This window comes from Caulobacter sp. FWC2 (assembly GCF_002742625.1).
Taxonomy (GTDB): Bacteria; Pseudomonadota; Alphaproteobacteria; order Caulobacterales; family Caulobacteraceae; genus Caulobacter.
Map to the genome: position 1 here is coordinate 188,676 of NZ_PEBF01000001.1, position 25,889 is coordinate 214,564.

The window sequence follows — 25,889 nt, forward strand, 5'->3', positions numbered from 1 at the left end:
GCGCTAACCGCACTCCTCGATGCCGACATCTCTACGCACCGCCTATCGCGAGCGCCTGGCCCAGGGCGACATCCGGCCCGACGTGGCCCAGGCCGCGGCCGTGGAAGCCCTGTCCCGGCTGGAAGCCGATCTCGACAACGCCGGCGAGCCCGGCTTCTCGCTGTTCGGCCGCAAGCCCAAGAGCCAGCGCGGCGTCTACCTCTGGGGGCCGGTCGGGCGCGGGAAGTCCATGCTGATGGACCTGTTCTTCGACAGCGCCCCGATCACCAAGAAGCGCCGCATCCACTTCCACGCCTTCATGGCCGAGGTCCACGCCGACATCGACGCCTGGCGCAAGGGCGACGCGGCGGCGCGCAAGGCGCGGTTCGGCCAGCACAAGGGCGATGACCCGATCGTCCCGACTGCCGATCTGATCGCCGCGAGCGCCCGCCTGCTGTGCTTTGACGAGCTGCAGGTCACCGACATCGCCGACGCCATGATCCTGGGCCGGCTGTTCGAGGCGCTGTTCGCGCGCGGCGTCACCCTTGTGGCCACCTCGAACCGTCCGCCAGACGACCTCTACAAGGACGGCCTCAACCGTCAGCTCTTCACGCCGTTCATCGCCATGCTGAAGGACGCCATGGACGTCGTGGCCGTGCGCGGGCCGGTCGACTTCCGTCTGGACCGCCTGCGGGCGGCCCGCACCTGGCTGGCCCCCAATGATAAAGCCAACCAGGCCGAGTTCGAGCAGCTGTGGACCGACATGCTGGACGGCGCGGCCGAGACGGGCGCGACCCTTGAGGTGCTGGGCAGGAAGATGCGTCTGCCGCGCGCCGCGGGCGGGATGCTGCGCTCGTCCTTCGCCAGCCTGTGCCAGCAGGCCCTGGGGCCGCAGGACTATCTGGCCGTCGCCGAGCGCTTCCACACGATCTTCCTGGAAGACGTGCCGCGCCTGACGCCGGCCCGGCGCGACGCGGCCAAGCGCTTCAACACCCTGATCGATGCGCTCTACGAAGCCGACGCCAAGCTGGTGGCTCTGGCCGACGCCGAGCCCGAGGCGCTGTATCCCGAGGGCGATGGCGCGTTCGAGTTCGAGCGAACGGTCTCGCGCCTGCAGGAAATGCGCTCGGCCGACTATATGGCGCGCGTACGCGACTAGGAGAATATAATGAGCGTCAAGGACCGGATCCGGGTCAACGAGACCAGGCTGCTCTCCGACAACTGGTACGTCCTGAAGACCACAAGCTTCGACTGGAAGCGTCGCGACGGGACGTGGCAGACTCAGCATCGCGAGCACTACGACCGGGGCAATGGTGCGGTGCTGCTGCCTTACAATCTGGCCAACCGCACGGTGCTGCTGGTGAAGCAGTTCCGCTGGCCGGCCTTCGTCAACGGCTATGACGACCTGCTGATCGAGGCGGCCGCCGGACTGTTGGATGACGCCGAACCCGAGGTCCGCATCCGCGCCGAGGTCGAGGAGGAGCTGGGCTACCGCCTGGGCGAGGTGCGCAAGGTGTTCGAGGCCTTCATGAGCCCGGGCTCGGTGACCGAGATCCTGCATTTCTTCGTCGCCGAGTACGACGCAGCCATGCGGATCGGCGACGGCGGCGGCCATCCCGACGAGGGCGAGGACATCGAGGTGCTGGAGCCGAGCCTCGATGAGGCCCTGGCCATGATCGCCGACGGCCGCATTCGTGACGCCAAGACCATCATGCTGCTGCAGCACCTGGCCTTGACAGTGTTCAAGGCTTAACGGGGCCGCGCGTCCGGATAGCTAGCCGAAGTCCCGCGCAAGCGGCACGTCGAACCGGACAAACAGGCCGGCCGGGCTGTAGTCGGCCACGATCACGCCGCGGAGTTCGCCGGTAATGCTGCGCTCGATCAGGCGTGAGCCGAACCCGCGTCGGGTGGGCTGACGAGCGGGTGGGCCGTCGAGCTCGCGCCATTCGAAGACGAGCCGCTCGTCGTCGCGCACCGACCAGGCCAGCGCCAGTCGGCCGGCGTTCGACAGGGATCCGTACTTGGCGGCGTTGGTGGCCAGTTCGTGGAACACCATGCCCAGCGACAAGGCCACGCGGGCGGGCAGGTGGACGTCCGGGCCATCCATGACGATACGCTCGGGGCCATAGGGGCCCAGTTCCTGGATCAGGAGCTGGCGCAGGCCCGCGCCGGCCCACTGGCTGTCGGTCAGGGCGTTGTGCGTCTGGGAGAGGGCCAGCAGACGGGCTTCGAACGCGGCGGCGAAGGTCTCGGGCGTCGTCGCGCCGCGCAGGGTCTGCTGGGCGATGGCCTGCACCGTGGCCAAGGTGTTCTTCACGCGGTGGTTCAGCTCGTCCAGCAGCAGGCGCTGGCGTTCGTCGGCCTGGACTTGATCGGTCATGTCCACGCCTTCGACGAAGACGCCCGACGCCTTGCCGTCCGCCTCGATGATCGGCTGGTAGACAAAGTCGAGGTAGCGTTCCTCAAGGGCCGAGTGGGCGTTGCGTTGCAGAGCCACCTTCACGCGCCGGCCGACGAAGGCCTCGCGGGTCGTCAGTACGCGGTCAAGCAGATCGATGAAGCCCTGCTCGACGACTTCCGGAAGCGCGGTCCGCACCGGCAGGCCAGCAACCTCGCGAAGACCGATCAGCTGAGCGTAGGCGTTATTGACCAGGTCGAAGACGTGATCGGGGCCGTGCAGCACGGCCATGAAGCTGGGCGCCTGCATGAACAGGTTCCGCAGTTGCCGGCTCTGGGACTGAACGGTCTCGGCCCGCCGAAGCACTTCGTCGCCCAGCATGGTCGCAGACCGCGAGCCGAACGCCGCCTCCTTGAGGCGCTGGATCGCAGTGACGTCCTGGGTGTGCTGAAGGATGTAGCGTGTGGCGCCGGTCTCGTCGGGGATCGGCGTATGGGTGGCGCTCCAGATCCGCTCCTCGGCGCCGCCGCCCAGATGAGGCGGCCGTTCGATCGCATAGTGGATCAGCGGCAACTCGGTCACCTCTCCACGGTCTCGGGCGTGGGCCAGCGAGGCTTCGAGCTGCGCCCGCGTATCGCCCTCCGAAGGAAAGGCGTCGAAAACATTACGGCCCTCCAGCTCGTCCCAACGGCGTTGCACCGTGGCGAGATAGGCGGCGTTGGCGGCGACATAGCGAAGGTCTCTGTCGACCAACATGTAGGGAGAGGGGATACGGTCGAAGATCTCGCCGAAATCGATCGGACCGGTCGTGCGCACGCCCTACTTCCCCTTAAAGCGACGGATCATAACGCAACCTTGGCCTTAGGGGTTCCCTAACTTAACCGGAGTGGAGCTGAGAACGTTTCTCAACAGTGCCCGCTTTAATTGACACCCCCGCCCTCGCGCTTAAAAGCATCCCGCAACGCACAAAGGCTACTGGGGTTGGACCTCTCATGACCGACACGAGCCGGGGGCTGCCTGAGCGCCCGATGTCGCCGCACCTGCAGGTCTGGCGCTGGCATATCACCATGGCCTGCTCGATCCTGCACCGCGCCTGCATCGTCGGCCTGTGGGTCGGCGCCGTGATCCTGGCCGCCTGGGCCGCCGCCCTGGCCGCTGGTCCGGACGTCTATGCGGGCTTCCTGAGCATTCTGGGCTCGCCGATCGGCAAGCTGGTCTTGCTGGGCGAGACCTTCGCCGTGTTCTTCAACATCGCCTACACGATCCGCCAGACCTTCTGGGACACCGGCAAGGGCTTCGCCCCGCGCATCGCCGACATGACCGGCGCCATGGCGATCGCCTTCGCGGTCGTGGCGACGATCGTGACCTGGGTCATCGCCGGCGCGAACGGAGCGTTCTGAATCATGAGCAAGAACGACATCTTCCAGCCCATCCAGTTCCGCACCCCGCTGTCGCGCGCGCGCGGCATGGGCGCGTCGCGCCACGGCGTCAGCCACTTCATCACCGAGCGCGTCTCGGGCCTGGCCTTCGCGCCGCTCTCCATCTGGGGCGTATTCGGGGCCTTGAAGCTGATCGGCGCTGACCAGCACACGGCCGCGGCCTGGATCGGCCAGCCGCTGAACGCCGTGCTCCTGAGCCTGCTGCTGATCTCGGCTCTGATCCACCTGTCGAACGCGGTCCAGGTGGTGATCGAAGACTATATCCACCGCTTCACGAGCAAGTCGGCCCTGGTGATCGGCAATCTGTTCGTCTGTGTGCTGGCCGGCGCCGTGGGGGTCTTCTCGATCCTCAAGGTGGCCCTGACCGTGACCGGAGCCCATTGATGTCGGCCTACAAGTTCATCGACCACAAGTTTGACGTCGTCGTCGTCGGCGCCGGCGGTTCGGGTCTCCGCGCCGCCCTGGGCGCCGCGCAGGCGGGTCTGAAGACCGCCTGCATCACCAAGGTGTTCCCGACCCGCAGCCACACCGTGGCGGCGCAGGGCGGCATCTCGGCCTCGCTGGGCAATATGGGCCAGGACGACTGGCGCTGGCACATGTTCGACACCGTCAAGGGCTCGGACTGGCTGGGCGACCAAGACGCCATCGAGTACCTGACCCGCAACGCGCCCGCGGCGGTCTATGAGCTCGAGCACTGGGGCGTGCCCTTCTCGCGCACGGCCGACGGCAAGATCTATCAGCGCGCCTTCGGCGGCATGACCAAGAACTACGGCGAAGGCCCGATCCAGCGCACCTGCGCGGCGGCCGACCGCACCGGCCACGCCATGCTGCACACGATGTACGGCCAGTCCCTGGCCCACGACACCGAGTTCTTCATCGAGTACTTCGCTCTCGACCTGATCATGGACGACGGCGTCTGCCGCGGCGTGACGGCGTGGAAGCTCGACGACGGCACCCTGCACCGCTTCCAGGCCCAGACGGTGATCCTGGCCACGGGCGGTTACGGCCGCGCCTACTTCTCGGCCACCTCGGCTCACACCTGCACCGGCGACGGCAACGCCATGGCGCTGCGCGCCGGCCTGCCGCTGCAGGACATGGAGTTCGTGCAGTTCCACCCGACCGGCATCTACGGCGCCGGCTGCCTGATCACCGAGGGCGCGCGCGGCGAAGGCGGCTACCTGACCAACTCGGAAGGCGAGCGCTTCATGGAGCGCTACGCCCCGTCGGTGAAGGATCTCGCGCCTCGCGACATGGTCAGCCGTGCGATGACCATCGAAATCCGCGAAGGTCGCGGCGTGGGCCCGAACAAGGACCACATCTTCCTGCACCTGGATCACCTGGATCCGAAGATCCTGCACGAGCGCCTGCCCGGCATCTCCGAGACCGCCAAGGTCTTCGCCGGTGTCGACGTGACCAAGGCCCCGATCCCCGTGCTGCCGACCGTCCACTACAACATGGGCGGCATCCCGACGAACTATCACGGCGAAGTCGTCACCAAGTCGGGCGAAAACCCCGATCAGGTGATCCCGGGCCTGATGGCCGTGGGCGAGGCCGCCTGCGTGTCGGTGCACGGCGCCAACCGCCTGGGCTCCAACTCGCTGATCGACCTTGTGGTGTTCGGCCGCGCCGCGGCCCTGCGCTGCGCCGAGGTCCTGACCCCCGGCGCCAAGCAGCCGGAACTGAAGGACGCCTGGACCGACGGCCACCTGGCCCGCTTCGACCGCTTCCGCAACGCCTCGGGCTCGACCGGCACGGCCGAACTGCGTCTCGAGATGCAGAAGGCCATGCAGGAAGACGCGGCGGTGTTCCGCACGGGCGAAACCCTGGTCGGCGGCGCTCAACGCCTGGCGACGGTCTGGGACAAGGCCAAGGACATCAAGGTCAGCGATCGCGGTCTGGTGTGGAACACCGACCTGATGGAGACCCTGGAATTCGACAACCTGATCGGCCAGGCGGTCGTGACCGTGGCCGGCGCGGTCAACCGCACCGAAAGCCGCGGCGCCCACGCCCGCGAAGATTTCTCGAGCCGCGACGACGCCGAATGGATGAAGCACACCCTGGCCTGGCTCGATGTCGAGACCGGTAAGGTGAAGATCGATTACCGTCCGGTGCACAGCTACACGATGTCGGACGACATCGCCTACATCCCGCCGAAACAACGGGTCTACTGAGGGTACGATGGTCGAACTCGCACTCCCCAAGAACTCGCAGGTCAAGTCGGGCAAGCACTGGCCCGCACCGGCCGGCGCCAAGAAGGTCAAGACCTTCAAGATCTACCGCTACGATCCGGAAGCGGGCGGCAATCCGCGTTGGGACACCTACGACGTCGACGTCGATACCGTCGGCCCGATGGTTCTGGACGCCCTGCTCTATATCAAGAACACCATCGACCCGACCCTGGCCTTCCGCCGGTCGTGCCGGGAAGGCGTCTGCGGCTCGTGCTCGATGAACATCGGCGGCCGCAACACCCTGGCCTGCACCCACGGCTGGGCCGAGGTGCCGGGCAAGGCCGTGCAGATCAGCCCGCTGCCGCACATGCCGGTGGTCAAGGACCTGATCCCCGACCTGACGCTGTTCTATGCTCAGTATGCTTCGGTCGAGCCCTGGCTGCACACCGACACGCCCGAGCCGCAGACGGAGTGGAAGCAGTCGCCGGAAGACCGCGAGAAGCTCGACGGCCTCTACGAGTGCATCCTCTGCGCCTGCTGCTCGACCTCGTGCCCCAGCTACTGGTGGAACGGCGACAAGTATCTGGGCCCGGCGGCCCTGCTGCATGCCTATCGCTGGCTGATCGACAGCCGCGACGAAGCGACCGGCGACCGCCTCGACCAGCTTGAAGACCCCTTCAAGCTCTATCGCTGCCACACGATCATGAACTGCGCCCAGGTCTGCCCCAAGGGTCTGAACCCGGCCAAGGCCATCGCCGAGATCAAGAAGATGATGGTCGAGCGCGTCGTCTGACGGGATCTCCAACTCGGCAAACGCGGGGCGGCTTCGGAAACGGGCCGCCCATAGAGCCTGCCTTAGCAGGCTCTTTTTGTAAGGGGAGCGCGTCCGGGCGCGAAACCGCAGACACTTTCTCTGACGCGCTCTGTATCCGCCTCTATCATGGCGCTTGCCAATAGGTGACGCCGGCGTCATTTTTGACGAAAGGGAGGGCGTCGTTGAGCGCTGAAGCCAATCAGAACGCGTGCGTCGTCATCGTCGGCGCCGGTCATGCCGGCGGCTCGGCCGCGGCGTTCCTGCGTCAGTACGGTCACCAGGGCCGCATTGTGCTGATCGGGGACGAGCCGCTGCTGCCCTATCAGCGCCCGCCGCTTTCGAAAGCCTGGCTGAAAGGCGAGGCCGACGCCGACTCGCTCTCGCTGAAACCCGCCGACTGGTACGCTGACAACAATGTCTCCCTGCGCCTCGAAGGCGTGGCCGAGCGGATCAACCGTGCGGAAAAGACGGTCACCCTCGCCTCGGGCGAGGCCATCGCCTACGACTTCCTCATTCTGGCGACCGGCGCTCGCGCCCGGGCGCTGCCGGTTCCGGGCGCCGATCTGGCCGGCGTGCTGTCCCTCCGCACGGCGGCCGACGCTGAGCGGCTCAAGCACGCCCTGGGCCCGGACAAGCGCCTGGCCGTGATCGGCGGCGGCTATGTCGGCCTTGAGGCTGCGGCCTCGGCCCGGGCGCTCGGCGGCCACGCCATGGTCATCGAGCGTGAAAGCCGGGTGCTGGCTCGCGTCGCCTGCGAAACCCTATCGCTGTTCTTCCAGGATTATCACGGCAAGCATGGGGTAGTGTTCGAGCTGAACGCCGGCGTCGCCGGCTTCGAGGGCGAGAATGGCCACGTCACCGGCGTGAAGTTCTCCGATGGTCGCGTGGTCTCCTGCGACGTCGCCCTGGTCGGCGTCGGCGCGGTCCCGAATGACGAACTGGCCAAGGATGCGGGCCTGGCGACCGCCAATGGCGTGGTTGTCGACCTGGAAGCGCGTACCGAGGATCCGTCGATCTTCGCGATCGGCGACGTCACCCACCGCCCGCTCCCTCTTTATGAGCGGCAATTCCGCCTGGAGAGTGTTCCCAACGCGCTGGAGCAGGCCAAGCAGGCCGCCTCGGCGATTCTCGGACGTCCGGGTCCCGCGCCTGAAGTCCCATGGTTCTGGTCCGACCAGTATGATCTGAAGCTGCAGATCGCCGGCTTGCCGTTCGAGGCCGACCGCCAGATCGTGCGCGGCGACGTTGCCGCCGCCAAGTTCGCGGTCTTCCATTTGAAGGGCGACCTTCTGCAGGCCGTCGAGGCGGTCAATGCTCCGCCAGAGTTCATGGCCGGCAAGCAGCTGATCGCCAAACGCACGCCGGTCGACGCCGACAAGCTCGCCGATCCGTCGGTGTCCATGAAAGAGGTGGCGGCCTAAGGTCGCCCTATAGAGAGCCTTCCAGGGGTAACGGGAAACAGATGGCCAAGATCACCTATATTGAACACGACGGCACGGAACATGCGCTCGACGTGAAGTCGGGACTGACCGTCATGGAAGGCGCCGTGAAGAACAACGTGCCGGGCATCGACGCCGACTGTGGCGGCGCATGCGCCTGCGCCACCTGCCACGTCTATGTCGATCCGGTCTGGCTCGATAAGACCGGCGACAAGTCCGCCATGGAAGAGTCGATGCTGGACTTCGCCGAGAACGTCGAGCCCAACAGCCGCCTGTCCTGCCAGATCAAGGTGAGCGATGCGCTGGACGGCCTGGTCGTGCGCCTGCCGGAAAGCCAGCACTAGGATAGAGGCCTGGAGCCCGTCCCGGCGGGCCCCAGAGGGCGGCATTAATCACGGCGTCAAAAGAGCGCCGTTATATTGTCGCGAGGGGGTTGCCAGTCGTCTGGGTGGGGACTAGATCAACGCCTCGCTCGGAACGGCATCGCGACCGGACGACGCGGCTCCCGAAAGGGAGTTGCATCGGTTCAGACGCTTCGCTAAAAACCGCGCTCCAATCGACTCGATGACGGATCCGCAAGGGCGGCCACGGTGGCCCTGAGGATCCTTCTTTTGTCTTTTCGCTTCCCGGTTTCCGGTATTCGAAAAAGCCGAAAAGAGCTGGTTGACTTCGGAATGTCGCCTCCTTAGAAGCGCCGCTCCGACGCATCGCCGCCAAGACTTCGCAAGAAGTCAGCGGCGCGATGCAAGGTTAGACAAGTAATTGTTTCGAAGTTTCTTCGAAATTATCGCTTGACTGACTTGGGCAGCTTCGTTAGAAGCCGCCCTCCAAGAAATGCTAGAGAGTTCTTCGGGGCTTTTGAGTATTTCGGCCGGGATAGCTTCGAAGTTTTCTTCGAGAAATAGCTTGACTGGTTTCGGTGGTTTCTTTAGAAGCTGCCGGCTCTGCCGAAGACCTCCGGGTTGGTTGGCGGTGAGGTCGGAAAGTTTTGAAAAAAACGATTTGACACGGAATTCGAGGTTCGCTAGATAGCCGCCTCCGCCGACACCGGGCGCTAAACGGTGGGGCCGCTCCGGCGGTTCGGGTCTTTGACATTGTTGATTTGGAAAGAGAAACGCAGGCGGCGGCGCTCTGGCGATGGACTGAAAGGTTCATCTTCGACGCTGACAAATGCGGTCTCTTGAAGACACCATGAATATCATGGACTGGAAACTTCGGTTTTCAATTCATCGATGTGATTGGGAACTCGTCAAGATACTATGCAAACCAGATACCTGGTTCTGGGTTTTCCCCCGGGACTGGAAGTCTGATGTCAATGTCAACTCAACCTGAGAGTTTGATCCTGGCTCAGAGCGAACGCTGGCGGCAGGCCTAACACATGCAAGTCGAACGGATCCTTCGGGATTAGTGGCGGACGGGTGAGTAACACGTGGGAACGTGCCTTTTGGTTCGGAACAACTCAGGGAAACTTGAGCTAATACCGGATAAGCCCTTCGGGGGAAAGATTTATCGCCATTAGAGCGGCCCGCGTAGGATTAGCTAGTTGGTGGGGTAAAGGCCCACCAAGGCTACGATCCTTAGCTGGTCTGAGAGGATGATCAGCCACATTGGGACTGAGACACGGCCCAAACTCCTACGGGAGGCAGCAGTGGGGAATCTTGCGCAATGGGCGAAAGCCTGACGCAGCCATGCCGCGTGAATGATGAAGGTCTTAGGATTGTAAAATTCTTTCACCGGGGACGATAATGACGGTACCCGGAGAAGAAGCCCCGGCTAACTTCGTGCCAGCAGCCGCGGTAATACGAAGGGGGCTAGCGTTGCTCGGAATTACTGGGCGTAAAGGGAGCGTAGGCGGACTGTTTAGTCAGAGGTGAAAGCCCAGGGCTCAACCTTGGAATTGCCTTTGATACTGGCAGTCTTGAGTACGGAAGAGGTATGTGGAACTCCGAGTGTAGAGGTGAAATTCGTAGATATTCGGAAGAACACCAGTGGCGAAGGCGACATACTGGTCCGTTACTGACGCTGAGGCTCGAAAGCGTGGGGAGCAAACAGGATTAGATACCCTGGTAGTCCACGCCGTAAACGATGAGTGCTAGTTGTCGGCATGCATGCATGTCGGTGACGCAGCTAACGCATTAAGCACTCCGCCTGGGGAGTACGGTCGCAAGATTAAAACTCAAAGGAATTGACGGGGGCCCGCACAAGCGGTGGAGCATGTGGTTTAATTCGAAGCAACGCGCAGAACCTTACCACCTTTTGACATGCCCGGACCACCAGAGAGATCTGGCTTTCCCTTCGGGGACTGGGACACAGGTGCTGCATGGCTGTCGTCAGCTCGTGTCGTGAGATGTTGGGTTAAGTCCCGCAACGAGCGCAACCCTCGCGATTAGTTGCCATCAGGTTTGGCTGGGCACTCTAATCGTACTGCCGGAGTTAATCCGGAGGAAGGCGGGGATGACGTCAAGTCCTCATGGCCCTTACAAGGTGGGCTACACACGTGCTACAATGGCGACTACAGAGGGCTGCAATCCCGCGAGGGGGAGCCAATCCCTAAAAGTCGTCTCAGTTCGGATTGTTCTCTGCAACTCGAGAGCATGAAGTTGGAATCGCTAGTAATCGCGGATCAGCATGCCGCGGTGAATACGTTCCCGGGCCTTGTACACACCGCCCGTCACACCATGGGAGTTGGCTTTACCCGAAGGCGCTGCGCTAACTCGCAAGAGAGGCAGGCGACCACGGTAGGGTCAGCGACTGGGGTGAAGTCGTAACAAGGTAGCCGTAGGGGAACCTGCGGCTGGATCACCTCCTTTCTAAGGATGCTTCTCCAGCCTCTCACGAGGTTATTGAAGCTCCAATTAGTGCGCTAGACGCACACAAATGAGCGGATCGCCGCCGTCTTCGTTTCTCTTTCCACTTGTTCTGGACCGTCGAGGTTCAGGACACGATCGCGAGCCCTGGAGCGGGTCCTCATTTGAGGGTCTGATCTGAGCGGCCTATGGGCCCGTAGCTCAGTTGGTTAGAGCGCACGCTTGATAAGCGTGAGGTCATAAGTTCAAGTCTTATCGGGCCTACCACTCTTCCATCCTACGGATCCGCAACCGACCAGTTCCCCGCTGGGCAAGCAACTCACACCGAGTGTGAGGGGCCATAGCTCAGTTGGTAGAGCGCCTGCTTTGCAAGCAGGATGTCGTCGGTTCGAATCCGTCTGGCTCCACCATCTCCCTGTCATCGGACAGGTCGAGATATCGCGATCGAGGAATGATCAAGTTTGCGCTGGCTCTTAAGCCAGTTGCGAAATGACATTGTGAAGGCAGGGTTCCTCCGCCAACCGTAGCTCACCCCTGGGATACGGACCTGGTTTAAGGATGGACTTAAGAAGACATCATTGTCTGACTAAGGGTAGAGCTCATGCTCGATCTCTTCTCACGTGAGTGACAAGAGACGATTATGCATGGGTTTTGCTGAGAACGATCAAGCGCATAAGGGCTTCTGACGGATGCCTTGGCATTGAGAGGCGATGAAGGACGTGGCACGCTGCGATAAGAGCCGGGGAGGCGCGAGCACCCTTTGATCCGGCTATCTCCGAATGGGGAAACCCACCTTTATGGTCACCCAACTTAGTCTCGCCTTCGGGCGGGGCCAGGATTGGTTGATCAGAAGAGGTATAATGACCTGAATACATAGGGTTCATTAAGCAAACCCGGGGAACTGAAACATCTCAGTACCCGGAGGAAAGGACATCAACCGAGACTCCCGTAGTAGTGGCGAGCGAACCGGGACCAGGCCAGTGCTGTCGTGACATAAAGCTGAATGTGCTGGGAAGCACAGCCATAGTGGGTGATAGCCCCGTAAGCGTCAAATAGCGACAGACTCGAGTAGGGCGGGACACGTGAAATCCTGTCTGAACATGGGGGGACCACCCTCCAAGCCTAAGTACTCCTCAATGACCGATAGCGAACAAGTACCGTGAGGGAAAGGTGAAAAGCACCCCGACAAGGGGAGTGAAACAGATCCTGAAATCGGAAGCCTACAAGCAGTCGGAGCCACCGAGCGTGGTGACGGCGTACCTTTTGTATAATGGGTCAGCGACTTCATGTGCCGTGCAAGCTTAAGCCGTTAGGTGTAGGCGCAGCGAAAGCGAGTCTGAATAGGGCGAATAAGTACGTCGCATGACGACCCGAAACCAGGTGATCTATCCATGAGCAGGATGAAGGTAAGGTAACACTTACTGGAGGTCCGAACCGGTGAATGTTGAAAAATTCTCGGATGACTTGTGGATAGGGGTGAAAGGCCAATCAAACCTGGACATAGCTGGTTCTCCGCGAAAACTATTTAGGTAGTGCCTCGGACGTATTCCTTGGGGGTAGAGCACTGAATGGATGCGGGCGGCGCGAGCTGTACCAATTCTAATCAAACTCCGAATACCCAAGAGAACTATCCGGGAGACACACGGCGGGTGCTAACGTCCGTCGTGAAAAGGGAAACAACCCTAACCATCATCTAAGGCCCCCAAGTACTGGCTAAGTGGGAAACGATGTGGGTTTGCTTTGACAACCAGGATGTTGGCTTAGAAGCAGCCATCATTTAAAGAAAGCGTAACAGCTCACTGGTCAAGCGAACCTGCGCGGAAAATGTAACGGGGCTTAAGCCAGTCGCCGAAGGTATGGGTGTGCACTCTGTGCACGCGGTAGCGGAGCGTTCCGTAAGCCGATGAAGGTGAGGCGTGAGCCTTGCTGGAGGTATCGGAAGTGAGAATGCTGACATGAGTAGCGATAAAGAGGGTGAGAGACCCTCTCGCCGAAAGCCCAAGGGTTCCTGCGTAAAGCTAATCTGCGCAGGGTTAGTCGGCCCCTAAGGCGAGGCCGAAAGGCGTAGTCGATGGGAATCAGGTGAATATTCCTGAACCAGTTGGAAGTGACGGATCTGGTAAATTGTCGGGGCTTATTGGATTGCTCCCGGCAGTGAACAGGTCCCTGGAAATAACTCCAACGGAGACCGTACCCGAAACCGACACAGGTGGGCAGGTAGAGTATACCAAGGCGCTTGAGAGAACTGTGCTGAAGGAACTCGGCAAATTGCACGCGTAACTTCGGGATAAGCGTGACTCTCTTTTGGGCAACCAGATGAGAGTGGCACAAGCCAGGGGGTAGCGACTGTTTATCAAAAACACAGGGCTCTGCGAAGCCGCAAGGCGACGTATAGGGTCTGACGCCTGCCCGGTGCCTGAAGGTTAAAAGGAGGGGTGCAAGCTCTGAATTGAAGCCCAGGTAAACGGCGGCCGTAACTATAACGGTCCTAAGGTAGCGAAATTCCTTGTCGGGTAAGTTCCGACCTGCACGAATGGCGTAACGACTTCCCCACTGTCTCCAGCACAGGCTCAGCGAAATTGAATTCCCCGTGAAGATGCGGGGTTCCCGCGGTCAGACGGAAAGACCCTATGAACCTTTACTGCAGCTTCGCCTTGGCGTTAGCAACAACATGTGTAGGATAGGTGGGAGGCTATGAAACCGGGGCGCCAGTCTCGGTGGAGCCATCCTTGAAATACCACCCTTATTGTTGCTGACGTCTAACCGCGGCCCGTTATCCGGGTCCGGGACATGGCGTGGCGGGCAGTTTGACTGGGGCGGTCGCCTCCCAAAGTGTAACGGAGGCGCGCGATGGTGGGCTCAGACCGGTCGGAAATCGGTCGTCGAGTGCAATGGCATAAGCCCGCCTGACTGCGAGACTGACAAGTCGAGCAGAGACGAAAGTCGGCCATAGTGATCCGGTGGTCCTGCGTGGAAGGGCCATCGCTCAACGAATAAAAGGTACTCTAGGGATAACAGGCTGATTTTGCCCAAGAGTCCATATCGACGGCAAAGTTTGGCACCTCGATGTCGGCTCATCACATCCTGGGGCTGGAGCAGGTCCCAAGGGTTCGGCTGTTCGCCGATTAAAGTGGTACGTGAGCTGGGTTCAGAACGTCGTGAGACAGTTTGGTCCCTATCTGCCGTGGGTGTACGAGACTTGAGAGGATCTGTCCCTAGTACGAGAGGACCGGGATGGACACACCTCTGGTGGACCTGTCATGGCGCCAGCTGTGCAGCAGGGTAGCTAAGTGTGGAATAGATAACCGCTGAAAGCATCTAAGCGGGAAACTAACCTCAAAACAAGGTCTCGCTGAGAGCCGTGGAAGACCACCACGTTGATAGGCCGGGTGTGGAAGTGCGGCGACGCATGGAGCTTACCGGTACTAATAGCTCGATAGGCTTGATCGTTCTTCAGTCAAACCCATGCAATCGCATGGCTCTACTTCAGACACTGATGTCTTCTTCACAATCCTCACCCCAATGGGCTTAAACCCAACGGGATGAGCGATATCCTTTTCGCTGACCTGGTGGCTTTGCCGGGGGTTCCCCACCCGATCCCATTCCGAACTCGGTCGTTAAGTCCCCCTGGGCCAATGGTACTTCGTCTCAAGGCGCGGGAGAGTAGGTCGCCGCCAGGTCCGCCAAAAGGATATCGTCTTCAAGTCCACAAACCCTGCATCACAATCTCACAACACCCTGACGCGGGGTGGAGCAGCCCGGTAGCTCGTCAGGCTCATAACCTGAAGGTCACAGGTTCAAATCCTGTCCCCGCACCCAAGGCCTAGACCGCTATACCACCCACCCTGTCCGCGCGCGGATAGGGCTTTTTTGTATCTAAACGTGCAATCATAAGTGGCATAAACGCAACGCTCGCCTCTCTAGGGGGGGAAAGTGCTTCCCGTCTCGAGGACCGCATCGAGTGATGAGCAGTTTTTCTGACGAAGGAGCCAGAAGACGCCGATTCCGGGGCGGTCGCTGAGCGGCTTAACTGCAGGGCGCGGCGGCAAGCCGCGATCGAAGCCCTGGAGGCCCGGATGGATCTGCGCGAGGAAGTGGGCGAACGCGACCCGCCGGCCTGGGCGGCTGAGCCGATGGCCTGGGCTTCGTGTCTCGCTACGGCGATCCTACCGACAGCGGTGCTGGACGCCGTGTTCCGTACCCTGAAGACGCCGATGCCTGCCGAGGCGACCTTCGGCCTTTATCTCTGCGCGTTCACCCTGCTCGCCGGGACCGTCAAACCTTGGTTGGCGCGATCCTAGCTAGAGCTTCAGCTTCGCGGCGATGGCTGACCATGGCACGAGCTTGAAGTTCTGGTGCTCGGGCGGCGAGATGTTGCGGCCGTCCTGGGCGACGAAGGCCCCGGCCTCCAGGCCTGCGCCCAATGAGGCGCTGGTGACGTCCAGGCCGTCGGTCTCCGAGATGCCGTCGACGCCGTTGTCGCCATTGGCGGCGACCGCGAAGCCGCCGACATAGGCGTTTCCGTCCTCGCGGCGGAACACGGCGTAGCTGTTGTTGCCCTGGCTGGAGACGACCAGATAGCCCTTGCCGTCGGCTTGGGCATAGAGGCCGACGCCCTCGAGGTCGTCCTTCAGGGCCGCGTTGTCGGCGATCCTCACGACGGCTTTTCGGACCTGGCCGGCCTTGGCGTCGGCGCCGAGCCTCCAGAGCGCTACATCCTCCTCGGCGACATAGAGCGCGCCGATTTCGTCGTCGGCGACGCAGCCCTCGGTCTGGGTGTCGAACTTAAGGTCGCGGACGGCCTGGGCGGCGACCTTGCCCGCGGGCGTGGCGGTCAGCTTCCACTGGCGCACAAGGCCGTCGGGATCGCTGATGAACACAAAGGTCCCGCCCTTGCGGTCGCGATACATGCACAGACCGTAGGGGTCCGAGAGGCCGGTGGCCTCGACGCCTTCGGCGACACTGGTCAGCTGACGGGTCTCCGGATCGAGGGTGTAGAGCGCGATGGCCTTGTGGGTCCGGTCGCTGGCCGCGACCAGGGTCACGGTCCTGCCGCCCAGCTTGAAGCCGCCGCGCAGGTCGACATTGTTCATCTTGCCGTCGGCTAGATATTGCAAGCGCTTGCCGGACAGGTCGTAGACCAGCAGGCCGCCCTTCTTGTCGGTGGCGATGATGGCGCTTCGCGCCGGATCGGTAGGATGGACCCAGATGGCCGGATCGTCGGCGGCGTCGCCGTCGTGGCCGACCGGCTCGGTCTCCATGCTGGGATGGACGAGGGCGACCTTGCTGGGCGGGGTCGTCGGCGCGTCCTGGCCCGGCGAGAGGTTCAGCGCCGACGCGATGTCCTTCCACGAAATGATCTTGCTGTTGGCGCCGGCCTTGCGGTCGTCGGCGATCAGCAGGGCGCCGCCCGACAGGCCGGGGCCGACGGGCGCGCGGACCCCGAACAGGCCCGAGGGGCCCGCGATCGCCGCCGCGCCGTTCGCCTGGACCTTGAACGCGCCGAGGAAGCGGTCGCCCGCACCTCGATCATAGACATTGTAGTCGCCGGCGTCGGCATTGGCGGCGACCAGATAGTCGGAGCCCTTGCCGCCGTTGATCACCGCCAGGCCGCCGACCTCGCCGGCGATATGGCCAAGGCGGTTGATGTCGACGATGGTCGGGACCGGCTCGGCCTCCGGATCGGCGTCATAGCGCCAGATGCCGATGGCCTTCTGGGCGACATAGAGCGCGCCGCTGGCGTCGTCGGCGACGCAGTACTTGGCTTCGGACGACAGGCGCAGCGTGCGGATGACGCGACCGTCGATCTTGCCGTCGGCGGTCGCATAGAGCAGCCATTGGTCCAGCTGGCCTTCGCGGCCCATGGCGAAGGCGTAGAGCGCGCCGTCGCGGGCGCTGCGGTGCAGGCAGATCCCTTCGCCGGAATAGCCCAGCAGCAGCGGACGCGCGTCGATCGCCGTGGTTTCGCCGCTGGCGTAGTCGCGGCCAAACAGGCGCAGGCGGCCCGCCTGGCGGTCCAACACGGCCAGCAGGGCGCGCGGGCCGTCCTCGCGGGTGTCGGCCGCGTAGACCTCGCCGCCCGGGATGGCGGCGATGCGCTGCCCGTCCAGGCCATAGAGTTCGAGGCCCCCCAGCTTGGCGCTGGCCGCGATGACGCTGCGCGCTGGATCCTTCGGGTCGCGCAGCAGCGCCACGGCGTTGGCGCCGCCTTGGGTGGTTGGAGCCGTGGCGCCGCTGACGCCGACGCTGGGCGACGTCTGGGCCAGAGCCGGCGTCGCGGTCAGCAGGGCCAGCAGGCTGGCGGTCAGTGTCAGGCGGTTCATGGCGTCGGCCCCTCGTGCTCGGCGGCCTGCCCCCGCGACCCCGTTTCGTCCGGATACCGCACGTCGATGACAACGGCGTGAGGCTGCAGGTCTCACCAGAAAGGTTTGGCGTCCAGCAGCGCCTTCAGCGCCGCGCGGGCCGCGTCCAAGAGGGCGTCCTCGTCTTCGGCCAGGACCACACGCGAGACGTCGCGGGTCAGATCCGCGTCGCCCTGGGTCACCGTCTCGACCAGGGTCTGGCGGACGCTGCGGTCGTTGAGCGCGCCCAGGGTGTCCTGCACCGCCCGCGAGGCGTCGAGGAACCGCTCGACCCGCTTGGGATGGTCGGGAAACAGCGGGCTGAGATCCTCGGCCGCATAGCGCAGGGTCTTGCCCTTCAGGCGCAGGCGGTGGCGATCGTGGGCGTCGAGGTCGTCGAAATGCTTGGCCCGGGACTTCACCGGCTTGAGACGGTGATCCAGCACCTGGGCGGCGAAGGTGTCGGCGCGGCTGTCGCGCAATTCGGCCAGCTCCGGATCGTTCGTCCAGGCGCCGGTTTCGAGCCAGGCCGCCGCCTCCAACAGAACCTCGCGCGCCCGGCCGCTGGTCGCCGCGGCCTCCATGCGCAGATAGGCGTTGGCGCGGGCCGCGTTCAGGGCGCGCTCGAAGTCGTCGCGGCCAGCGAAGGCCGCGCCGCTTCCGGCCTCGTCCCAGACCTCGCCGATGAAGACGTCCAGGTCACGGGCCGCGTCGAACTCGGCCGCCAGCCAGTGCAGCCCCTCGTCCAGCAGCTGGGCGGCGGCGTCTTCGGCCAGGGGCTTGAAGATCTTCAGCAGCGCCCGCAGCCGGCGGGTGGCGACGCGGGCCTGATGGACGCCTTCCGGCTCGGGCCGCTCACGCAGCGATTCCAGCGCTGCGCAAAGATGGGCGAGATCCGCGTGGCCCAGGGCCTGAAGCGCCTGGCCGACCGTCGCGTGGTGGTCCAGCGTCGCGGCCTGGCGTCGGGGCGAGGCGGGCGCGTCGCCGGCGGCCAGGCCGTAGCCGCGCTCGGCCTTGCTGACCAGCGACAGCCGCAGCGGGACGTGCCGGGCGATGTCGCGGGCCAGGTCGAACAGGGCGCTGGCCGGGCCGCTCTTCAGCTCCAGCTCCAGTTCGCAGACCGCCGCCTGGCGGTCGCCAGCCAGCAGTTCGCCCTGGTCGAGGGCCGCCTCGATCACCGCGCCGCCGACCTCGACCAACCGCACGGTGCGCTCGACGCGGGTCGTGAACACCGGCGTCAGGGTTTGGCCGGCCAGCATGGACGCGGCGGGGGTGCGCGCCAGGGCGTCGCGGTCGGGCTCGGGTCCGGCGATCGGCTCTTCCCACTCGCCGCGCGAGAACACGCCGCCGGCTGAGGCCGATTTCAGGGTCTGCTTGCGGCCGCCCTCGCCGTCGCGCACCCGCAGGCCAAAGCCCGCCTTGCGCAGAGCGTGATCGGGTGTGTCGAAATAGGTGGCGTCCAGCTGTCGCACAGCGCCTTCGCCCCTCAGCTGCGCCAAGGCCTCGGGCGCCGCCTCCGGCGGGATCAGGAATTTCAGCTCGATCTCGCGACCCATGCCCTGACCAACTCCCGCGCGGCCCTTCGGCTCCCCTAAAGGGAAACGCCAAGCCGCTATGCCGCCTAGTCGACGTCTTGCCAAGTGTTTGGCGCGGGTCCAAACGTTCGCGCCATGAGTCAGATCAACGCTTCCCCCGTCTCCCCCCTGGCCCGCCACGACTGGACCCTCGCCGAGGTGGAGGCGCTGTTCGCGCGTCCGTTCATGGAACTGGTGTTCGACGCCGCGAGCGTCCACCGCGCGCATTTCGATCCCTCCGAGATGCAGCTGTCGCAGCTGCTGTCGGTCAAGACCGGCGGCTGCGCCGAGAACTGCGGCTATTGCAGCCAGTCGGCCCACTTCAAGACCGGTCTCAAGGCCGAGAAGCTGATGGCCGCCGACGACGTGGTGGCCAAGGCCCGCGCGGCCCGCGACGGCGGCGCCCAACGCTTCTGCATGGGCGCGGCCTGGCGCGAGCTGAAGGACCGCGACCTGCCCAAGCTGACTGAGATGATCGGCGAGGTGAAGGCGCTGGGCCTTGAGACCTGCGCCACCCTGGGCATGCTGACCGCCGACCAGGCCAAGGCGCTGAAGGGCGCGGGCCTGGACTACTACAACCACAACCTCGACACCGGTCCGGACTACTACAAGGACGTCGTCACCACGCGCACCTATCAGGAGCGCCTCGACACCCTGGCCCATGTCCGCGATGCCGGCATGAGCACCTGCTGCGGCGGCATCGTCGGCATGGGCGAGAGCCGCCGCGACCGCGCCGGCCTGCTGCACCAGCTGGCGACCCTGCCGGCTCATCCCGACAGCCTGCCGATCAACGGCCTGGTGCCGGTCAGCGGCACGCCGCTGGGCGACAAGGTCCTTTCGGAAGGCAAGGCGATCGACTCGATCGAGTTCGTCCGCACCATCGCCGTCGCCCGCATCGTCTGCCCGAAGTCCATGGTCCGCCTGTCGGCCGGCCGCGAGGGCATGAGCCGCGAACTGCAGGCCCTGTGCTTCATGGCCGGCGCCAACTCGATTTTCGTCGGCGGCAAGCTGCTGACCACCCCGCTGCCGGGCCAGGACGAGGACAGCCAGCTGTTCCAGGACCTGGACCTGCGGCCGATGGGTGGCGCGGTGCGGGTCGAGGCCCATCATCACGACCACGAGATCGTCGCGGCGGAGTAGGGCTCAGGCGCGGGGGTTCAGCAGAATATCGCGGCGCTGCTCTTCAAGTTCGCGTCGGATCTCCGCGGCCTCCGCCAGGTAGCGGGTCAGCACCCGTGGTGGATACTGGTGGGCCAGAGCCCGCATGTCGTGTTCGGCTTCGTTCAGCAACGTCGTGGCCTTGTCGATCATGGCCAGCCAGATGTCGTCGCTGTCGCGTACGCGGTGTTTGCGATGTCGCCCTTTGCCGAACATGCGCGCGTGACGGGCGAGGATCAGGGACTGGGTCATCAAGGACTTCTTCCAAGGGGTTCTCCTCCCCGTGACACGGGGAAGCATCCTCACGCGGCTAGCCGCTGAAGGTGTTGGGGAGGCGACGGAGCGGCCGGGCGAACCCGGGGACCGTAGGGTTTGTTTGTGTTTCGGCTCGCAGACCGCTCCGCCAGGCTGTTCTTGCCCGTGAGGATGGGGGGCGTGAGCGTATTTCAGCTCGGGACCCCATTTGCCCCCGGACGGGCGCGGACCAAGTCGATCGGCTACATCCGTCTCGACCCCGACGATCCACGATAGGCGGCTTGTACGATCACCGCCCTGTCGCTCCGCTGATGGCTTGAACCCCGGACGGCGCCGTCACCCACGTGCGCTCCTAAAGAGTAAGCGACGTGGCGTGATGGCTCCGCCGGGAACCGCCAGCGGCCCCGCTCAACCTACCCCCGCCGCCGTTTTGGGCCGGATCCAAACGCCCTCCCCCGCGACGGGGACAGCTCTGAGTATGCGGCGGTGTTGAACGCCGATGATCCAGGGGCGCGAAAAAGTGGGAAGGGATTGATTTCATGGGGTTCGGTTGAGCGAACGCCGGGGATAGAGCCCCGCCAATCCCCGCGAGGGCGCCATTTGAAACCCTCTCTCTTTGAGAGAGGGAGGGGCCCATCGCGCCGCGATGGGAGGGTGAGTGGTTACACCCTCAGCCGGCGTGCCGGTACGGAATCCCTAACAGCGCCAAGGTCGTCCACGGGCTTCGCCTACCCACTCACCCTCCCACGCCTGCGGCGCGGGCCCCTCCCTCTCTCCATGAGAGAGGGTTTCCGGTGCGCGACCTCTTCCCCTCGCCGCCATCCGACCCCCGAGGTCGGAGCCCCCCTTACATCTCACGGCGAGACGATCGCAGGGCTGATCAGGTCACTCAAGGATGGCTTCGCCACCGAGCGCGGCGACGCGCAGCGTCGTCCTTGACTGACCTGATCAGCCCTGCACGCTGCAGCCATCCAAGAGATTTAAGGATCGCGCCGCCCCAATTTCCGGTCCCGAGCCATAGGCGATCTTGAGCCCCTCTCCTTTAGGGAGAGGGAGGGGCCCGCCGCGAAGCGGTGGGAGGGTGAGGGGTTACGAGGCTTGACGGCGTGCCGGCACTCCGTCGAGCGCTGTAACCCCTCACCCCAGCCCTCTCCCTATGGGAGAGGGAGCATGTCCGAAAACCACCCTTAGCGGGCTTCGGAAATGTCCGCTCTCGGCTGAACGATCGGCCGAGGGCGAGGAGGCGACCGACCCCTACGCCGCGTGCGCCAGCAGGGTCTTGAGCAGGTCCATGGTCTGGGGCGAGCCGGCCAGCTGTTCGCGCGAGGATGGATCGCGGGCCAGTTTCAGGGCTTCGAAGCGGGCCTTGTCGGCGACTGGGCCCGTGGGACCGGCCTCGCCCATGGCCAGCTTGGCCAGCAGTTGCAGGCGGTGCGGCAGCGGCGCGGGGGCGCGGACCAGCATGGTCAGCAGGCGCGTGTCGGCCTCGATCAGCGCGCCGATCTCGCCTAGCTTGGCGCACAGTGGCTCGAAGTCCTCGCGCACCAGGCCCGAGCGGACCAGCTGGCGCTGAAGCCCGGCCAGGTTGCCGAGCTTGGCCACCGGCGAGTCCGGTCCCGCGCGCAGTTCCTTCTCGAAGCGCATGGCGCTGATATTGGCGTTCAGCCAGCGGCCGGCGTTGCGCTTGTTGACCGCGCCCATGACGTTCTCCGCCAGGCGGATCAGCATCTTGATCTCTTCGTAGGCCGAGCGGTCGCGGCCCAGCAGCGCCTCGATGAAGTCGCCGTTCAGCAGGGTCTTGGAGCGGGTCGTGAAGGCGTTCTGGATGTCCTCGGCCTGGAGGATGCGGCCGGCGGCGGCCGTCAGGCTCATGGCCAGGGCGCGCAGATATTCGATCTCGGCCTCGGCCTCGCTGGGCCGGAGGCGACGCACGCCGTTCAGCTCGGTCAGCACGCGCTCGGCGATGGCCTTGCGCACGCTGGGGAAGTTGTCGCCGGCCAGCCATTCGCCGAGGCGACGCGCGGTGCCCGACAGCTCCGGCATGACGGCGCGGACGCCGGCTTCGATCTTGATCAGGGCTTCCACGGCGAGGCCGCCGGTCAGGCGAGTCATGGCCGCCAGGGTGACGCCCAGGTCCTCGTTGGTGGTGTCCAGCAGGTCGGCCATGCCGGCGCGTGAGCCGATGATCTCGGCCAGGGGCTGCTCGATGGCCTGGAGCGCGGCGAAGCGGGCGCGGGGCTCCTCCGGGGCGGCGTCGGCAAGGTCCAGCAGACGGGCGATCTTGGCCGACCAGCTGACGGCCGGGGCGATCGAGGCGGCGACGCCGGCGCCCAGCAGGAAGGCGCGGTCCGGATCGGCGACCAGGCGCTCGGCGGCTTTCGCGAAGCCTTCCTTGTCGAGGTCCGGCAGGGTCCCCTTCTTGAAGGCCTTCATCAGGTTGGCGACGGTGCGCTCGACCAGGCCCTGGAAGTGGCGGATGACCTCGTGCACGGACTGGCCGCGCGCCTCGGCTTCCGGAATGGCGATCTTCTGCAGCGCGTGCTGCAGGTCGGTGCCGGACGCCTCGAGCTTCTCGACGAGATCGGGGCGGTGCAGCAGTTCGAACGGAGTGGCCTTGTGCCGGGCCAGGAAGCCTTCCAGCAGGCGGCCGATGCGATCGCGGGCGTGGGCGGTGTAGAGGTCGGCGGGCTGCACGCAGAGGGGGTCGCGGTCCTCGACCTCCTTCTTGGGCTTGCCGCCGTCGACCAGCCCCTTGGTGAAGATGGCGATCGACTTGTATTCGCCGGTGGCCTCGTCGAGCGTTTCCTTGCTGACGCGCACGGCGACGGCGCGGTTCTGGACGAGCACGTCCTCGGCCACCTGCAGCGCGTGCGCACGGTTTTCCGAGGCGATCTCCAGCGTCCACTGGGCCCCGACTTTCCGCCGGACAAACAACTCGTAATGGACTTGGCTCATGCCCGCCCCGCTTCAGGAGGCCTCACTATGGGTGTTCAGACCTTAAGGTGAGGTTGAGGGAACCCGCGCCCGACGCCGCTCCGCGCCGCAATCGCGCCTTCGTGGAGCCGCAAAGCCCAGGAAGAAGCAGGGAAAGCTTTACCGCGCCATGCGTTGAAGCCAGGACGTTCGACCGATAGGATCGATCGACGCAAGATAAGGCTAAGGACAAGAACGACCAGATGGCCGCCATCACGCTCATTGACGACGACGAAAACATCGTCGCCTCGGTCTCGCTGGCTCTCGAAAGCCACGGTCACGCGGTGAAGGCCTATTACGACGGGGTCGCCGGTCTCGAAGGCGTCGAGGCCAGCCCGCCGGACCTGGTCATCCTCGACGTGAAGATGCCGCGCATGGACGGCATGGAAGTGCTGCGCCGCCTGCGCCAGACGTCCGAGATCCCGGTGATCATGCTGACGTCGAAGGACGACGAGATCGACGAGATCCTTGGCTTCAACCTCGGCGCCGACGACTACATGCACAAGCCGTTCAGCCAGCGCCTGCTGCTGGAGCGGGTCAAGGCCGTGCTGCGCCGCGCCCGTCCGGACGACGAGGACCTGGCGCCCATGGCCGGCTCGGCCGCGGCGGCGGCGGGCTCCAAGGTCATGAAGCGCGGCAAGCTGACCCTCGACCCGGCCCGCCACGACAGCCTGTGGGACGGCCGTCCCGTGCGCCTGACCGTCACCGAGTTCCTGCTGCTGCAGGCCCTGGCCCAGCGTCCCGGCTTCGTGAAGAGCCGCGACAACCTGATGGACGCCGCCTACGACGATCAGGTCTATGTCGACGACCGCACGATCGACAGCCACATCAAGCGCATGCGCAAGAAGTTCCGTCAGGTCGATCCCGAGTTCGACTCCATCGAGACCCTGTACGGCGTTGGCTACCGTTACCGCGAGTCCTGAGCCCGCGAGCCCCGCTGAAGCCCCCAAGGCCAGACGACGTTTCGTCTGGCCGCGCGGGTCCAGGCTGGGCCGGCTGATCATCGTCCTCAACGTGCTGGCCCTGGCGATCGTGGTCGTCGGGGCCCTGGTGCTGAACGAACTGCGCAGCGGCCTGATCGCCGCCCGCGCCGACAGCCTGACCACCCAGGGCGAGCTGATCGCCAACGTCATCGACCAGACCGCCACGGTCGGCGAGCCGGAGCCGGCGCTCGACCCCTATGTCGCCAGCCAGCTGCTGCAGGTGCTGTTCATCCCGCGCAACCAGCGGGCCCGGCTGTTCGACGCCCACGGCAAGACGCTGGCCGATTCGTTCGTGGTCGCCGACCGCGTCGATTGGAAGGTGCTGCCGCCGGCCCGCAAGCCCGGCGACAAGGACGCCCCGCCGCACCTGACTCCCGCCGCCCAGGCCCGCGCGGACAAGGCCCGCAAGGCCCTGGCCAACGAGATCGCCCAGGCCATGAAGGGCCGGCCGGTGGCCGGAACCCGCGTGGCCGAGGACGGCGAGCGGGTGGTGTCGGTGTCGATCCCGATCCAGCATGTCCGCGCCGTGCTGGGGGTCCTGACCCTAGAGGCCGGCGACGTGGACGAGATCATCTCGGCCGAGCGCAAGGCCCTGCTGCCGTTCATCGTCGTGGCCATGGTCGCGATCGTGCTGTCCAGCGTTCTGCTGCACCGCCTGATTGCCGTGCCGGTGCTGCGCCTGGCCCGCGCCGCCGACCATGTTCGTCTTCAAGGAGCCAGGGCCATCTCCCTGCCCGACCTGTCCGAACGCCGCGACGAGCTGGGCGACCTGTCGCGCTCGCTGGAGGACATGACCCATTCGCTGTCCGAGCGCATGGACGCCATCGAGCGTTTCGCCGCCGACGTGGCCCACGAGATCAAGAATCCCCTGACCTCGATCCGCTCGGCCATCGAGACCCTGGACCTGGTCACCGACCCCGCCGCCCGGGCGCGGCTGCTGGCCATTCTGCAGAACGACGTCAACCGACTGGACCGCCTGGTCACCGACATCTCCAACGCCTCGCGCCTGGACGCGGAGCTGTCGCGTGAGCAGCCCAAGGCGATCGACCTTTCCAAGCTGCTTGCCGACGTCTCCAGTCTCTATGAAACCCAGCTGCGCCCGGGTCCGGCGCCGGGCAGCGTGCGGGTGCGGTTCGCGGCTGAAATTCCCCGCCCGATCCTGGTGCTGGCCCGTGAGACCCCGATCGGCCAGGTGTTTCGCAACCTGATCGACAACGCCCGCTCGTTCAGCCCGGACGACGGCGAGGTGCGAGTCTTCATGATCCGGCCGCGCGGCAAGTCGACCGTGGCCGTGATCGTCGACGACGACGGCCCGGGCATGCCGCCCGACAATCTGGAGACCATCTTCGAGCGCTTCTACACCTCGCGCCCCAAGGGGCGGGCGTTCGGCGGCAATTCGGGCCTGGGCCTGTCGATCGCCCGCCAGATCGTCGAGGCGCACGGCGGCCAGATCCACGCCGAGAACCGCAAGAACGAGGCCGGGGCCGTGATCGGCGCCCGCTTCGTGGTCGAACTGCCGGAAGTCCGGGAGTGATTCGGTTGGAGACCCCGCCGGGCGCGC

17 protein-coding genes, 3 tRNA genes, 3 rRNA genes and 1 pseudogene are annotated in these 25,889 nt (G+C 64.7%); 18 read left to right on the forward strand and 6 right to left on the reverse strand.

The annotated features are described in order from the left end of the window. Positions 1–19: 19 nt before the first annotated feature. Positions 20–1,138: a cell division protein ZapE gene (gene zapE, locus CSW62_RS00935; protein ID WP_099575363.1), complete on the forward strand. Its 1,119-nt coding sequence runs from the start codon at positions 20–22 to the stop codon at positions 1,136–1,138. A 9-nt stretch (positions 1,139–1,147) separates the two neighbouring features. Next, positions 1,148–1,732: an NUDIX domain-containing protein gene (locus CSW62_RS00940; RefSeq protein ID WP_099575364.1), complete on the forward strand. Its 585-nt coding sequence runs from the start codon at positions 1,148–1,150 to the stop codon at positions 1,730–1,732. A gap of 21 nt (positions 1,733–1,753) precedes the next feature. Here CSW62_RS00940 and CSW62_RS00945 read toward each other — a convergent pair whose 3' ends face one another. After that, positions 1,754–3,193 carry a sensor histidine kinase gene (locus CSW62_RS00945; protein ID WP_233206584.1) on the reverse strand — a complete coding sequence of 480 codons (1,440 nt, stop codon included), beginning with the start codon at positions 3,191–3,193 and terminating at the stop codon, positions 1,754–1,756. A 176-nt stretch (positions 3,194–3,369) separates the two neighbouring features. Here CSW62_RS00945 and sdhC point away from each other — a divergent pair, with 176 nt between their 5' ends. From sdhC to CSW62_RS01015, 13 genes are all read left to right on the forward strand, one after another. Next, positions 3,370–3,777 (forward strand): succinate dehydrogenase, cytochrome b556 subunit, encoded by a 408-nt coding sequence (gene sdhC, locus CSW62_RS00950; protein WP_099575365.1) that lies wholly within the window; start codon positions 3,370–3,372, stop codon positions 3,775–3,777. Positions 3,778–3,780: 3 nt separating this feature from the next. Next, entirely contained in the window at positions 3,781–4,200 is a 420-nt protein-coding gene (gene sdhD, locus CSW62_RS00955; protein ID WP_099575366.1) for a succinate dehydrogenase, hydrophobic membrane anchor protein, read from the forward strand. Further along, complete coding sequence (sdhA, locus tag CSW62_RS00960) at positions 4,200–5,987, forward strand: succinate dehydrogenase flavoprotein subunit (protein WP_099575367.1); 1,788 nt, start codon at positions 4,200–4,202, stop codon at positions 5,985–5,987. The genes sdhD and sdhA overlap by 1 nt, the downstream gene beginning before the upstream one ends. A 7-nt stretch (positions 5,988–5,994) precedes the next feature. Continuing rightward, on the forward strand, positions 5,995–6,777 hold the full coding sequence (locus CSW62_RS00965) for a succinate dehydrogenase iron-sulfur subunit (protein ID WP_099575368.1): 783 nt from the start codon (positions 5,995–5,997) through the stop codon (positions 6,775–6,777). A 203-nt stretch (positions 6,778–6,980) separates the two neighbouring features. Continuing rightward, positions 6,981–8,219 (forward strand): NAD(P)/FAD-dependent oxidoreductase, encoded by a 1,239-nt coding sequence (locus CSW62_RS00970; protein WP_099575369.1) that lies wholly within the window; start codon positions 6,981–6,983, stop codon positions 8,217–8,219. 41 nt (positions 8,220–8,260) lie between these two features. Continuing rightward, on the forward strand, positions 8,261–8,581 hold the full coding sequence (locus CSW62_RS00975; protein ID WP_099575370.1) for a 2Fe-2S iron-sulfur cluster-binding protein: 321 nt from the start codon (positions 8,261–8,263) through the stop codon (positions 8,579–8,581). Between the two features lie 980 nt (positions 8,582–9,561). Next, a 16S ribosomal RNA gene (locus CSW62_RS00985) occupies positions 9,562–11,047 on the forward strand. Positions 11,048–11,234: 187 nt separating this feature from the next. Beyond that, positions 11,235–11,311 (forward strand) — tRNA-Ile (locus tag CSW62_RS00990). A gap of 67 nt (positions 11,312–11,378) precedes the next feature. After that, positions 11,379–11,454: transfer RNA gene (locus CSW62_RS00995), tRNA-Ala, on the forward strand. 252 nt (positions 11,455–11,706) lie between these two features. Beyond that, positions 11,707–14,494, forward strand: a 23S ribosomal RNA gene (locus CSW62_RS01000). Between the two features lie 115 nt (positions 14,495–14,609). Next, positions 14,610–14,724: ribosomal RNA gene (gene rrf / locus CSW62_RS01005) — 5S ribosomal RNA — on the forward strand. Together the 16S, 23S and 5S rRNA genes with 3 tRNA genes alongside form the textbook arrangement of a ribosomal RNA operon. 62 nt (positions 14,725–14,786) lie before the next feature. Further along, positions 14,787–14,863 (forward strand) — tRNA-Met (locus tag CSW62_RS01010). Between the two features lie 257 nt (positions 14,864–15,120). Beyond that, a complete protein-coding gene (locus CSW62_RS01015; RefSeq protein ID WP_099575371.1) occupies positions 15,121–15,345 on the forward strand; it encodes a hypothetical protein in 225 nt (74 codons plus the stop codon). On the opposite strand, the gene CSW62_RS01020 is transcribed toward CSW62_RS01015, so the two are convergent. Both CSW62_RS01020 and CSW62_RS01025 read right to left on the reverse strand, forming a co-directional pair. Beyond that, positions 15,346–17,367: a phytase gene (locus tag CSW62_RS01020; RefSeq protein WP_099575372.1), complete on the reverse strand. Its 2,022-nt coding sequence runs from the start codon at positions 17,365–17,367 to the stop codon at positions 15,346–15,348. It abuts the gene before it with no gap. A 92-nt stretch (positions 17,368–17,459) separates the two neighbouring features. Beyond that, the gene (locus tag CSW62_RS01025) at positions 17,460–18,941 is read right to left on the reverse strand and encodes an inorganic triphosphatase (RefSeq protein ID WP_099575373.1); all 1,482 of its coding nucleotides are present in this window, start codon (positions 18,939–18,941) and stop codon (positions 17,460–17,462) included. A gap of 114 nt (positions 18,942–19,055) precedes the next feature. On the opposite strand from CSW62_RS01025, the gene bioB reads away from it, so the two are divergent. Next, positions 19,056–20,099, forward strand: coding sequence for a biotin synthase BioB (gene bioB / locus CSW62_RS01030; protein WP_099575374.1), 1,044 nt, complete (start codon positions 19,056–19,058; stop codon positions 20,097–20,099). 3 nt (positions 20,100–20,102) lie between these two features. Here the strand turns inward: bioB and CSW62_RS26295 are convergent, their stop codons facing one another. From CSW62_RS26295 to CSW62_RS01045, 3 genes and pseudogenes are all read right to left on the reverse strand, one after another. Further along, positions 20,103–20,369: a hypothetical protein gene (locus tag CSW62_RS26295; protein WP_158235377.1), complete on the reverse strand. Its 267-nt coding sequence runs from the start codon at positions 20,367–20,369 to the stop codon at positions 20,103–20,105. Positions 20,370–21,417: 1,048 nt separating this feature from the next. Then, positions 21,418–21,513, reverse strand: a pseudogene (locus CSW62_RS26710) (hypothetical protein); the annotation flags it as partial. A 113-nt stretch (positions 21,514–21,626) separates the two neighbouring features. Further along, on the reverse strand, positions 21,627–23,327 hold the full coding sequence (locus CSW62_RS01045; RefSeq protein WP_099575375.1) for a hypothetical protein: 1,701 nt from the start codon (positions 23,325–23,327) through the stop codon (positions 21,627–21,629). A 221-nt stretch (positions 23,328–23,548) separates the two neighbouring features. On the opposite strand from CSW62_RS01045, the gene CSW62_RS01050 reads away from it, so the two are divergent. Continuing rightward, positions 23,549–24,268 carry a response regulator transcription factor gene (locus tag CSW62_RS01050; protein ID WP_099575376.1) on the forward strand — a complete coding sequence of 240 codons (720 nt, stop codon included), beginning with the start codon at positions 23,549–23,551 and terminating at the stop codon, positions 24,266–24,268. After that, positions 24,243–25,862 carry an ATP-binding protein gene (locus tag CSW62_RS01055; protein ID WP_099575377.1) on the forward strand — a complete coding sequence of 540 codons (1,620 nt, stop codon included), beginning with the start codon at positions 24,243–24,245 and terminating at the stop codon, positions 25,860–25,862. Before CSW62_RS01050 ends, CSW62_RS01055 begins: the two co-directional genes overlap by 26 nt. Positions 25,863–25,889: the final 27 nt, after the last annotated feature.

Bases quoted from the DNA above. Each gene is read 5' to 3' on its own strand.
- zapE (WP_099575363.1), top strand. From the start codon at position 20: ATGCCGACATCTCTACGCACCGCCTATCGCGAGCGCCTGGCCCAGGGC.
- CSW62_RS00940 (WP_099575364.1), top strand. From the start codon at position 1,148: ATGAGCGTCAAGGACCGGATCCGGGTCAACGAGACCAGGCTGCTCTCC.
- sdhC (WP_099575365.1), top strand. From the start codon at position 3,370: ATGACCGACACGAGCCGGGGGCTGCCTGAGCGCCCGATGTCGCCGCAC.
- sdhD (WP_099575366.1), top strand. From the start codon at position 3,781: ATGAGCAAGAACGACATCTTCCAGCCCATCCAGTTCCGCACCCCGCTG.
- sdhA (WP_099575367.1), top strand. From the start codon at position 4,200: ATGTCGGCCTACAAGTTCATCGACCACAAGTTTGACGTCGTCGTCGTC.
- CSW62_RS00965 (WP_099575368.1), top strand. From the start codon at position 5,995: ATGGTCGAACTCGCACTCCCCAAGAACTCGCAGGTCAAGTCGGGCAAG.
- CSW62_RS00975 (WP_099575370.1), top strand. From the start codon at position 8,261: ATGGCCAAGATCACCTATATTGAACACGACGGCACGGAACATGCGCTC.
- CSW62_RS01015 (WP_099575371.1), top strand. From the start codon at position 15,121: ATGGATCTGCGCGAGGAAGTGGGCGAACGCGACCCGCCGGCCTGGGCG.
- CSW62_RS01020 (WP_099575372.1), bottom strand. From the start codon at position 17,367: ATGAACCGCCTGACACTGACCGCCAGCCTGCTGGCCCTGCTGACCGCG.
- CSW62_RS01025 (WP_099575373.1), bottom strand. From the start codon at position 18,941: ATGGGTCGCGAGATCGAGCTGAAATTCCTGATCCCGCCGGAGGCGGCG.
- bioB (WP_099575374.1), top strand. From the start codon at position 19,056: ATGAGTCAGATCAACGCTTCCCCCGTCTCCCCCCTGGCCCGCCACGAC.
- CSW62_RS26295 (WP_158235377.1), bottom strand. From the start codon at position 20,369: ATGACCCAGTCCCTGATCCTCGCCCGTCACGCGCGCATGTTCGGCAAA.
- CSW62_RS01045 (WP_099575375.1), bottom strand. From the start codon at position 23,327: ATGAGCCAAGTCCATTACGAGTTGTTTGTCCGGCGGAAAGTCGGGGCC.
- CSW62_RS01050 (WP_099575376.1), top strand. From the start codon at position 23,549: ATGGCCGCCATCACGCTCATTGACGACGACGAAAACATCGTCGCCTCG.